Source organism: Streptomyces sp. NPDC005485 (assembly GCF_040606085.1).
Taxonomy (GTDB): Bacteria; Actinomycetota; Actinomycetes; order Streptomycetales; family Streptomycetaceae; genus Streptomyces.
In genome coordinates this window covers 56927-65794 of sequence record NZ_JBEXDZ010000034.1, presented here as the reverse complement: position 1 = coordinate 65794, position 8868 = coordinate 56927, and the positions used below count along the sequence as shown (strand labels likewise).

The window sequence follows — 8868 nt, the reverse complement described above, 5'->3', positions numbered from 1 at the left end:
GCTCAGGTGGACGAACGCATTTCGAAGCTCGTCTCCGACCGTGACAGCGCTCTGGCTCGTATCACTGCTCTGGAAAAGCGCATCGAGGAGCTCCAGCTCGGCGAGCCTGTCACGCAACTCCCGGTTCTCCCGGGCGAGTTCGGAGCGGTGCGCGCGGGACGACAGCGCCGGATCCTCCTCCCACCAGTCGATGCCCATCTCCTTCGCCTTGTCGACGGAGACGACGATGAGCCGCAGCTTGACAGTGAGCAGTTCGATGTCGAGAAGGTTGATCCGGATGTCGCCCACGATCACGATGCCCTTGTCGAGCACCCGTTCAAGGATGTCGGCGAGGTTGGCACCGCCGCCCTGTGCGTAGGTGTCAGGGAGCCTGCTTGCCATGCTCATCGACGACCCCGACTCCCGACGGGCTCGCGCTCGGGCTCTTCCTCGTACGCGCCCTCGTCGTCTTCCGGTTCTTCTTCCGGTTCTTCTTCCGCTTCCTCGTCGTCGGCGTACTCGCCGGCCTCGCCGTCCTCCTCTTCCTCGGCGTACGCGCCGTACTCGTCGTCCTCGTCCTCGTCCTTCTCGTACTCCTCCTCGTCCCGGGGCTCTTCGCCCTCTTCTTCCTCCTCCTCGCCCCTCGGCTCCTCGTACTCCTCGTCCTCGTCCCGGTCCTGGTCCTGGTCCTGCTCCTCCGCGAGGGCGTCGTCGTGGCTGCGGACCACCTCACCGTCGCGGATCTCGCCGCGCCAGCCGTCCTCCGCCTCGCCCTTGAGCGTGATGAACCGGGCGTAGTTCTTGAGGTCGAGCCGGGCCCGGCGGCCCTGGGCGCGCCAGATGTTGCCGGTCTTCTCGAACAGGCCCTTCGGGTAGTACTCGACGACCAGCAGCACCCGTGTGAGGTTCTCGGCCAGCGAGTGGAAGGAGACGACCCCCTTCGTCGTGCCCTTCGCTCCCTCCGAGTTCCAGGAGATCCGGTCGTCGGGCACCTGCTCGGTGGTCTTGGCCTTCCAGCTCCGGTTGGACCAGAAGACCTTGAGCTTCCAGTCGGAGCTCGTGTCATCGGCGCGGTTCGCGCTCTTCACGCCCTTCGCGAAGGTGCTGAAGTCCTGGTACTGCGTCCACTGGTCGTAGGCCGTACGCAGCGGCACCCCGACGTCGATGAACTCGATGATGACGGTGGGCTTCTTGCCCGCGCTGCCCTTGTTCTTGCCCTTGCCGCCCAGGTTCTTGAAGGCGCCGACCACGCTGTCCTTGGCACGCGAGGCACCGAGTTCCAGCGCGGAGCGCACCGGCCCCTTGCCGTCGGCGAGCTTGCGGCCGCCGTCGAGGGCGAGCTTGGCGAAGCCGGGGCTGTTGCCCTCGGCGATGTCGTTGAGCTTGACCGTGGTCTCGCCGAGCTTGTGGCCGACGCCCATCAGCAGGCGCTGGGCCTGCGCTGCGAGGTACTCCTGGACCTCCGACTTGAGGTGGTCGGCGGCCTCGCTGCGGGCGACCCCCGAGAGCGCGCCCGTCGGGCTGCCGGCCCCCTTGAGAGTGTCACTCATTGTCGCCTCCTCGGGCCGTACGGGCGGTGCGGGCGGCGCCACGCGCCGCGCCCTTCGCCGCGGTCGTCTTCCGTCCGGCCGTCTTGCGTGCCGTTGTCTTCTTGGCTGTCGTCTTCCCAGCCGTCTTCCCGGCCGTCTTCTTGCCGGGGCCGGCCGACGCGGTCTTCTTCGCCGTCTTCTTGGCCTCGGTCCTGCCGCCGCGCCTGTCCGCCGCTGCCGTCTTCGCAGCGGTCTTCCTGCGCGGCCGGGACCCCTTGTCCTGGCTGGACCGGTCTTCCGCTTCTTCTGTCCCCTCTGTCTCCTCTGTCTCCTCGGAGTTCTCGTCGCGGGCCTCGTCGGACTCCTCGTCGTCGTCCCCGCCGAGGCCCGGCACGTCCGGTGCCACGCCGGAGATCCGGTCGCGCACCTGCGCCGTACGGCCGTGCAGCCGGCCGGCGATACCTTCCATCTGCCGTTCCACCATCGCCCCGGACGCGGCCTTACCGACACCGCGCAGGTCCTCGCGCAGCTGCTCGCCGATCTCCTTGAACTGCGGGTTGTTCTGCAGTTGCTGGCTCACCAGATCCGCGAGCGCCCGCGGGCTGAGCTGCATCCGCTTGCCAGCCACCAGGGTGCCCACCGCGAACGCCAGTTTCATCTTCTTCGTACGCCCGAGGACGTATCCGGCCCCTACGGCGAGGCCCAGTCCCAGTCGATTCATCGTGTGGTCCCATGGTCGGCTCCCACGCCTGTGCGCAGGCTGGTCTCAAGTCGGTCGAGGAGCTCGTCCTCCATGCGGTCGAATTCCTCCTCGTCGAGCTCGCCCGCCTCGAGCCGCTGCTCGAGAAGGGCGAGTTCGGCCCGGATCACTGCCGGGTCGTAGTACTGGCGCTCGGCCTCGGCCAGTACCTGTCTCATGGTCCACAGGCTGCCGCGCACCGGTGCGAACGGCAGCAGCAGCAACTCGCCTATCAGGCCCATGGGTTACCCCCCGGTGCTCTCGGCGCCCGCCGTGCTCCCTGCAGGCTGGGAAGGTCCGGGCTCGACGAAGCTGTAGGGCGGCAGCGGGCCGTTGACGCGGAGTTCCAGATACGGGTGGCTCTTGCGCAGTTCCTCGACGGCGGTGATGAACACCTCCGCCGACCCGCGCTCCACCAGGAACGACACGTTGGCCAGCCAGCCCGTCGACTCGGGACCGATGCTCACGGCATCGGCGGCCGGCTCCAGGGCGCGCTGCACCTCCAGGGCGTCGTCGGCCTCAAGGTTCTGCACCGCGGCCGCCACCATCTCGCCGAGCTGCAGCCGCTCCTCGTAACTGCCGCCGCCCGCCCGCCGGTTGGCCTCGGTGCGGTTGCGGATCTCCGGGTTCTCGGACATCACCCGGTGCAGCACGGCCTCTTCGTCGTGGCTGGCCTTGATGTTGTACTCGACCTTGCCGCCCAGAGCACCGAGGCGCTCCTTGTAGTGCTCGGCGCGTTCCGCGAGGACCGCGGTGACGGCGTCGTCGTCGGCCGCCACGCTGCCGAACCGCATGGGCAGCGCGGACCCGCCGGCGCCTGCCTCGCTCAGCACGTTCTGGTGGGCGAGCAGGTCACGGCGCTTGGGCCGCAGCCCCTCGGGGGCGTCGCTGACGATCGCGGCGAGCTCGCCCTCCTTCAGGATGCGCACGGGGCGCGGCGGGTCGCCGACCCCGCCCATGTCCTCGGGAAGCGAGGGATGCGAGGCGGCGGTGATGCCGTACACGTACGTGCTTCCTCCCGACGCGCTCTCTGCTGACGTACTCACTCCTGCTCCTCCTTCCTGCGTGACGCGCTCGTGGACTTGCGGGGCCGCTGGCGCGATTCGCTCTGACCTTCCTCGCGGGCCTCCTTGAACGCGCCCGAGATGGTCTCGGCCGCGCCGGACAGCGCGCCCTTGGACTTGCCGCGCGCGCCGGACTCGGTGATCTCGCCCATGAGGTCGGGAAGGCCGGGGTTCCTGTTCGAGCCTGCCTCCAGGTCGAGGCGGTTGCACGCCTCGGCGAAGCGCAGATAGGTGTCGACACTGGCGACGACCACACGTACATCGATCTTCAGGATCTCGATGCCGACGAGGGATACGCGTACGAATGCGTCAATGACGAGTCCTCGGTCCAGAACGAGTTCCAGGACGTCGTAGAGGCCGCTGGTGCCGCCTCCTCCGCCGGTTTGCTGTGCCGGGACAACGGTCATACCGACCGATCCTCCTTCTCGTTGTCTGCGGGTACCTGCGCGGCGGGGCGGCCTAGCGGCCGCCGGGCCTGTGTGGGTCGGCCCTGCCACGTTCGTAGCGGCGGACACGCCGGTATCCGGTGAGACCGCCCCGCGGGTCCAGGTCCACCTGGTACGTCGCGAGCAGGCTCATCGTGTCGGGGACCCGGACGAGTTCCAGGACCTCGATCTCCAACGCCCAGCCGTCCTCGGTGCGTTCGAAGGACGACACGGACTCGGCGACCATGCCGGTGAGCTCCGCGAGCTGGCTGCGCGCATGGCGCAGCACCTCCATGGCGCTCGGCTGGTCCTCCGCCGCCTCCTTTGTCCGGTCGCTCCCCTTGCGCCGGGAGGCACCCTTTCGGGGGGACTCCTCCTGGGGCCTTTCCTGGGACTTCCCGGACCTTTCCGGTGACTCCTCGGATTCTTCCTGCGACTCCTCGGATTCCTCCGCCGACTCTTTCTGGGATTCCTTTTGGGGGGAATCCTGTGAATTCCGTGACTTTGATGTGTTCGATGTGTTCGACATGGCCACCTCGCACACCGAGTGGCCCCCCGCTCGTCAGCCAAACCTTCAGCTGTCCGCGGGTCGGCCGCGCAGTGCGTCGAGCCGGCGGCGGGCCGGGCCGAGGGCCCGCCCCCTGCCCATCAATCCGGCCCAGGGGTTGGCTTTGCCCTGCTCGACGGCGTTCTCGATGGTCCAGCGCTGTGCGTCGAGGTCCGGTTCGTCGAGCTGGTCCCAGGCCAGGGGGACGGCGACCGGCGCGCCGGGCAGGGCCCGTACGGAGAAGGGGGCGACGGCGGTCTGGGCGTAGGCGTTGCGCTGTACGTCGAGGTAGAGCCGGTCGCCGCGGTCCTTCTTGCGGGCGGCCGTGGTGAGCCGGTCGGGGTGGGCGGCGGCGAGGGCGTCGGCGACGTCCCTGGCGAACGCGCGCACGACGTCGAAGTCATGGCGCCCGGCGAGGGGCACGACGACATGCAGACCGCGCGAGCCGGTCGTCATCAGCGCTGAGGGAAGCCTCAGCTCGTCGAGCAGCTCGCCCAGCAGATGGGCGGCTTCGCGTACGACGGGGAAGTCGTCGCCCCTCGATGGGTCGAGGTCGAAGACCAGGCGGTCGGGGTGGCCGAGCCGGCCGACCCGGGACAGCCAGCGGTGGACGGTGAGGCAGGCCTGGTCGGCGAGGAGGACGAGGGTCGCGGAGTCCTGGCACAGGGTGTGCGTGACGGTGCCGCCCTCCTTGGACACCTCGGCCCGCTCGATCCACTCCGGGTAGTGCTCAGGGGTGTTCTTCTGCATGAACTGCGGTCCGCCGATCCCGTCGGGGTGGCGTTCCAGCATCAGTGGGCGGTCGCGCAGATGCGGCAGCACGAAGGGGGCGACGGCCCGGTAGTACGCCACGAGGTCGCCCTTCGTGTACGCGGGGCTCTTCGCCCCGCCTCCGTTGTCCCCGGCGGGAAACAGCACCTTTTCCGGCCGGTGGATCTCCACCGTGCGGCGGCCGACCCGCATCGTCCGTGCGCCGCCGGCCTTCGTCCCCGCGCCGCTCATCGTCGCTCCTCTCGTCCCCGGCCCGGCGCCCTTCCCCGGGCGCCCACGCGCTCAGCGCACGACCGCGTGCTCCACCAGCAGTTGCGCCGCCGCGACGATGGACTCGGCGTCGATACCCGCGGCGTGCAGCTGCTCCTCGGGACTCGCCGAGCCCGGCATCGTACGGACGGCGAGGCGCACCAGGCGCGGCATGGGCCGCCCGTCGAGGAAGGCGTCGAGGACGGCGTCCCCGAGGCCGCCCTCCTCGCGGTGGTCCTCGACGGTGACCAGGCAGCCGGTGCGCTCCGCGGCCTCGCGCAGCGTGCGGCGGTCGACGGGCTTGACGGAGTACAGGTCGATCACCCGGGCCTTGATGCCCGCGCTGTCGAGGGCGTCGGCGGCGGCCAGCGCCTCGTGGACGGTGACACCCGCCGCGACGAGGGTCAGCCGGTCCTCGGCGGAGGCGCGCAGCACCTTGCTGCCGCCGACCGGGAACTCCTCGGTGGCGCTGTAGATCACGGGGCTCTCACCGCGCGAGGTGCGCAGATAGCGGACGCCCTCGCAGCCGGCCATCGCGCCGACGAGCTTCGCCGTCTGGTTGGCGTCGCACGGGTAGAGCACGGTCGAACCGTGCACCGCGCGGAACATCGCCAGGTCCTCCAGGCCCATCTGGGAGGGCCCGTCCTGGCCGATGGAGACACCCGCGTGCGAGCCGACGAGGTTGATGCCGGCGCCGCTGATCGAGGCCATGCGGATGAAGTCGTGGGCGCGGGTGAGGAACGCGGCGAACGTCGAGGCGTACGGCACCCAGCCGCGCGCCGCGAGGCCGACCGCGGCGGCGACCATCTGCTGCTCGGCGATGTAGCACTCGAAGTAGCGGTCGGGGTGCTCCTTGGCGAAGAACTCCGCGCGGGTGGAGTCGCCGACCTCGCCGTCCAGGGCGACGATGTCGCCGCGGGCGGTGCCGAGCGCGGCGAGCGCCTGCCCGAAGGCGTTGCGGGTGGCGACCTCGTCGCCGGTGTCGTAGCGCGGGAGTTCTAGATGCCCGGCCCGCACGGCGTGCAACATCCGTGCGGCGGGCGGCTGTTGGACCTCGACGCGCCGGTCGTGGTTGCCGCCGAGTTCGGCGATCGCCTCGTCGGCGTCCTTGAGCGGCTTGCCGTGCATGCCCTCGCGGTCCTGGACGGCCTCGACGCCCTTGCCCTTGAGGGTGCGGGCGAGAATCACGGTCGGCTGCCCGCTGGTGGACCTCGCTTCGGCGAACGCCCGGTCGACGGCGTCGATGTCGTGGCCGTCGACCTCGACGGTGTGCCAGTCGAAGGCCTGGAAGCGGCGGGCGTACGCGGCGAGGTCGTGGCCGTGCCGGGTGGGCCCGCGCTGGCCGAGCCGGTTGACGTCGACGATCGCCGTGAGGTTGTCGAGGTGCTCGTACCCGGCGTGCTCGGCGGCCTCCCAGACGGAGCCCTCGGCGAGCTCGCTGTCCCCGCACAGCACCCACACGCGGTATCCGGTGCGGTCGAGCCGCTTCCCGGCGAGCGCGATGCCGGCCCCGACGGGCAGCCCCTGCCCCAGCGAGCCGGTGGCCGTCTCGACCCATGGCAGCCGCTGCGGGGTGGGGTGGCCTTCGAGGCGGCTGCCGAGCTTGCGGAAGGTCAGCAGTTCGCTGTCGCTGAGCGCCCCGGCCGCCTTGTACGCGGCGTACATCAGGGGCGAGGCATGCCCCTTGGACAGGACGAAGCGGTCGTTGCCGGGGTGGGCGGGACGGTCGAAGTCGTAACGGAGGTGGTGGGCGAGCAGGACCGCCATCAGGTCCGCGGCGCTCATCGAGGAGGTGGGGTGCCCGGAGCCCGCCGCGGCGGACGCGCGCACGCTGTCCACGCGCAACTGCTGGGCCAACTCGTGGATCTGACGGGTGTTCATGAAGATCCTTCCGCAGAGCTGTCGGAGCCCGGGGCGGCGGGCCTGGCGGGCCCGGTCCCACCCGGACGGGATGCCACGTTCCGGTCGGGCTCCGCCCCCGCGGCACCCTCCGACCCGGCCTTCCCTGGCCGCTCGGGACCCGATGCCGCAGACCCCTTGGCCCCGGCGTTCGCGGCGTCGCCATCGGTGGTGGTCGCAGTGGGCTCGCCGGGAGCGGGACCCTTCTGCGAGGGGCCCGGCTGCCGGGCCAGTTCCGGGGAGGCCGTGTCCAGGGGGACCGACCAGGACCGGACGAGGCCCAACTGCACGGCCTGGCGCGGGAGTACGGCGTCCAGGAGCCAGTCGGCTGCGACGCGGACGCGGTTGCCGGGCATCGCGGCGAGGTGGTAGCCGCGGGTGACGATTCCTGCGGCCGGACCGGAGAGCGGGATGCCCAGCGGGTTGGCGGCGGCCTTGACCCCGCCGAGGTCGACGGTGAAGCCGAGGTCGCGGTGGCGGTAGGCGCGCGGCTCACCGATGCCCAGCGAGGCGGCGACGTTGTGGCCCGCGGTCCTGCCCTGCCGCCAGGCGTGCTGCGCGGTCATCGGCGTGTACTGGCCGGGCTTCTCCAGATCCGGTACGGCGGCCGCGTCCCCACAGGCGAACAGGTCATCGCGGCCCGGGACCTGGAGGTAGGGGTCGACGAGCAGCCGGCCACGTTCCATCGGCAGCTCAAGGGAGGCTGCGAGCGGGTCGGGCCGTACGCCTACGCACCACACGAGCGTGCGGGTGTCGATGAACTCCCCGTCGCTGAGCAGGGCTCCGGTGGAGGTCGCCTCCTTCACCGAGGTCCCGGTGCGCACGTCGACTCCGCGCTGCCGCAGCACGCGGTCGGCGGTGCGCGAGAGCCGCTCGTCCAGTTCGGGCAGCACGCGGGGGGCCACGTCGAGCAGCAGCCAGCGCGGCCGTATGCCCTCGCGCAGGGGCCGCTTGCGTACCAGCGCGTCGGTGAACAGCTGGCCGTGCGCGGCGACTTCGGTGCCGGTGTAACCGGCGCCCACCACCACGAAGGTGCACCGCGCGGCGCGGCTCTTGGGGTCGTCCGAGGAGGCCGCGAGCTCCACCTGCCGGGTCACGTGGTCGCGCAGGTACAGCGCCTCGGGCAGACCGCGGAAGCCGTGCGCGTGCTCGGCGACGCCGGGGATCGGCAGCAGCTTGTTGACGCTGCCTGCCGCAAGGACGAGTCGGTCGTACGCCAGCGTCCCGCTGCTGCCCTCGGGGTCGCTGTAGTGGACGGTGCGCGCGTCGAGGTCGATGTCGTCGGCCTCGCCGAGCACCAGCCGCACGTCGGGCAGGGTTCCGGGGAGCGAGACGGAGACGCGACGCGGCTCCAGAACCCCGGCGGCGACCTGTGGCAGCAGGGGGAGGTACAGAAAGTAGTCGGTGGGGTTCAGCAGGGTGATGTCGGCCTTGTGCCGGGTCAGTCGGGCCAGGGTTCGGGCCGTCCGGTACCCGGCGAAGCCTGCGCCGACGATCACGATGCGGGGTCGACTCACGGTTCGCCTCCGGTGGGGCGGCTGCGGGGGCGTGTCCGCACTTCCCAGGAGCCGCCGAGGTCGCGTACGGGGCTTTCCGCGTCCCCCTGGTCAGGGCCCCCAAACGCGGGCGTGCCCGGCGTTTCGTGGGCATCCGCGGGGTTACCCGG

At 71.0% G+C, this 8868-nt stretch carries 8 protein-coding genes and 3 pseudogenes; 1 reads left to right on the top strand and 10 read right to left on the bottom strand.

Going from position 1 to position 8868, the window contains the following annotated elements; genetic code table 11:
* Positions 1 to 99, top strand: a pseudogene (locus tag ABZS97_RS14650) (cellulose-binding protein); the annotation flags it as partial.
* Here the strand turns inward: ABZS97_RS14650 and ABZS97_RS14645 are convergent.
* The 10 genes and pseudogenes from ABZS97_RS14645 to ABZS97_RS14600 all read right to left on the bottom strand — a co-directional run.
* A pseudogene (locus ABZS97_RS14645) lies at positions 82 to 387 on the bottom strand (gas vesicle protein); the annotation flags it as partial. The pseudogenes ABZS97_RS14650 and ABZS97_RS14645 sit on opposite strands and share 18 nt — an antisense overlap.
* Positions 384 to 1529 (bottom strand): SRPBCC family protein, encoded by a 1146-nt coding sequence (locus ABZS97_RS14640; RefSeq protein WP_356137450.1) that lies wholly within the window; start codon positions 1527 to 1529, stop codon positions 384 to 386. The pseudogene ABZS97_RS14645 and the gene ABZS97_RS14640, both read right to left, overlap by 4 nt.
* The gene (locus ABZS97_RS14635) at positions 1522 to 2229 is read right to left on the bottom strand and encodes a DNA primase (RefSeq protein WP_356137448.1); all 708 of its coding nucleotides are present in this window, start codon (positions 2227 to 2229) and stop codon (positions 1522 to 1524) included. Before ABZS97_RS14635 ends, ABZS97_RS14640 begins: the two co-directional genes overlap by 8 nt.
* Complete coding sequence (locus tag ABZS97_RS14630) at positions 2226 to 2489, bottom strand: gas vesicle protein GvpG (RefSeq protein WP_356137446.1); 264 nt, start codon at positions 2487 to 2489, stop codon at positions 2226 to 2228. The genes ABZS97_RS14635 and ABZS97_RS14630 overlap by 4 nt, the downstream gene beginning before the upstream one ends.
* A gap of 3 nt (positions 2490 to 2492) precedes the next feature.
* Positions 2493 to 3293, bottom strand: coding sequence for a GvpL/GvpF family gas vesicle protein (locus ABZS97_RS14625; protein ID WP_356137444.1), 801 nt, complete (start codon positions 3291 to 3293; stop codon positions 2493 to 2495).
* Positions 3290 to 3718, bottom strand: coding sequence for a gas vesicle structural protein GvpA (locus ABZS97_RS14620; RefSeq protein WP_356137442.1), 429 nt, complete (start codon positions 3716 to 3718; stop codon positions 3290 to 3292). The genes ABZS97_RS14625 and ABZS97_RS14620 overlap by 4 nt, the downstream gene beginning before the upstream one ends.
* Positions 3719 to 3770: 52 nt before the next feature.
* Positions 3771 to 4058: pseudogene (locus ABZS97_RS14615) on the bottom strand (gas vesicle protein); the annotation flags it as partial.
* A gap of 252 nt (positions 4059 to 4310) precedes the next feature.
* Positions 4311 to 5246, bottom strand: coding sequence for a non-homologous end-joining DNA ligase (gene ligD / locus ABZS97_RS14610; protein ID WP_356137462.1), 936 nt, complete (start codon positions 5244 to 5246; stop codon positions 4311 to 4313).
* A 90-nt stretch (positions 5247 to 5336) separates the two neighbouring features.
* The gene (locus tag ABZS97_RS14605; RefSeq protein ID WP_356137440.1) at positions 5337 to 7184 is read right to left on the bottom strand and encodes a transketolase; all 1848 of its coding nucleotides are present in this window, start codon (positions 7182 to 7184) and stop codon (positions 5337 to 5339) included.
* The gene (locus tag ABZS97_RS14600; RefSeq protein WP_356137438.1) at positions 7181 to 8719 is read right to left on the bottom strand and encodes an FAD-dependent oxidoreductase; all 1539 of its coding nucleotides are present in this window, start codon (positions 8717 to 8719) and stop codon (positions 7181 to 7183) included. Before ABZS97_RS14600 ends, ABZS97_RS14605 begins: the two co-directional genes overlap by 4 nt.
* Positions 8720 to 8868: the final 149 nt, after the last annotated feature.

What these genes read in the sequence shown, in the direction of transcription:
- ABZS97_RS14640 (WP_356137450.1), bottom strand. Translation starts at nt 1,529, where the DNA reads ATGAGTGACACTCTCAAGGGGGCCGGCAGCCCGACGGGCGCGCTCTCG.
- ligD (WP_356137462.1), bottom strand. Translation starts at nt 5,246, where the DNA reads ATGCGGGTCGGCCGCCGCACGGTGGAGATCCACCGGCCGGAAAAGGTG.
- ABZS97_RS14630 (WP_356137446.1), bottom strand. Translation starts at nt 2,489, where the DNA reads ATGGGCCTGATAGGCGAGTTGCTGCTGCTGCCGTTCGCACCGGTGCGC.
- ABZS97_RS14635 (WP_356137448.1), bottom strand. Translation starts at nt 2,229, where the DNA reads ATGAATCGACTGGGACTGGGCCTCGCCGTAGGGGCCGGATACGTCCTC.
- ABZS97_RS14605 (WP_356137440.1), bottom strand. Translation starts at nt 7,184, where the DNA reads ATGAACACCCGTCAGATCCACGAGTTGGCCCAGCAGTTGCGCGTGGAC.
- ABZS97_RS14620 (WP_356137442.1), bottom strand. Translation starts at nt 3,718, where the DNA reads ATGACCGTTGTCCCGGCACAGCAAACCGGCGGAGGAGGCGGCACCAGC.